Source organism: Azospirillum griseum (genome assembly GCF_003966125.1).
GTDB classification, from domain to species: Bacteria; Pseudomonadota; Alphaproteobacteria; order Azospirillales; family Azospirillaceae; genus Azospirillum; species Azospirillum griseum.
The window spans coordinates 1-648 of sequence record NZ_RXMA01000122.1 but is presented as its reverse complement, the minus strand read 5'-3'; the positions used below and the strand labels follow the sequence as shown (position 1 = coordinate 648).

At 62.7% G+C, this 648-nt stretch carries 1 protein-coding gene; it reads left to right on the top strand.

Going from position 1 to position 648, the window contains the following annotated elements; translation table 11 throughout:
• On the top strand, positions 1-544 hold a 544-nt coding region (locus tag EJ903_RS26435), incomplete at its 5' end, for a recombinase family protein (protein WP_148105326.1).
• Positions 545-648 lie beyond the last annotated feature (104 nt).

The following is a 648-nucleotide window of genomic DNA, read 5'->3' as shown; positions in this document are numbered from 1 at the left end:
TGATGAGCCAGTCTACAGCTCCCGACTCCCGCCGAGAATCCCCTACCGCGCACCCTCCTATCGATTCGTCTATTTTGGCCCGGCGCCCAAGGCTGATCGACCGGGGCTGGCGGCGGCCATCGCGTTCGCCCGAAGTGGCGACATCCTGGTGGTCTGGAAGCTCGACCGTCTCGGCCGATCTCTTCCGCACCTGATCGAAACGGTGAACCAGTTGGAGGCGCGCGGTGTGGGCTTTCGGTCTCTGACCGAGGCGATCGACACGACCACCCCCGGCGGCCGGCTGGTGTTTCACATCTTCGGCGCTCTCGGCCAATTCGAGCGTGATCTCATTCGCGAACGGACCCGCGCCGGCTTGGTCGCCGCCGTTGCCCGCGGACGGAAGGGCGGGCGCACGCCGGTGGTGACCGAAGACAAGCTCCGTCGGGCAAACGCGTTGCTCGCTCAGGGGCTCACGGTTCGTGAGGCCGCCGCACGGATCAAGGTTGGAAAGACCGCCCTTTATGCTGCTCTTGGCGTAAAAGGGGACGGCGACGTTAATTCCTGAGTACCGTTCGCAGTCTGTTCTACCTTGCCGTTGTTTACCTAAGGAATCACGCCAAATTAAGTACGTTGTTTTCCGCCCGGGGAGCGATGGTGTAGTTCCACTCT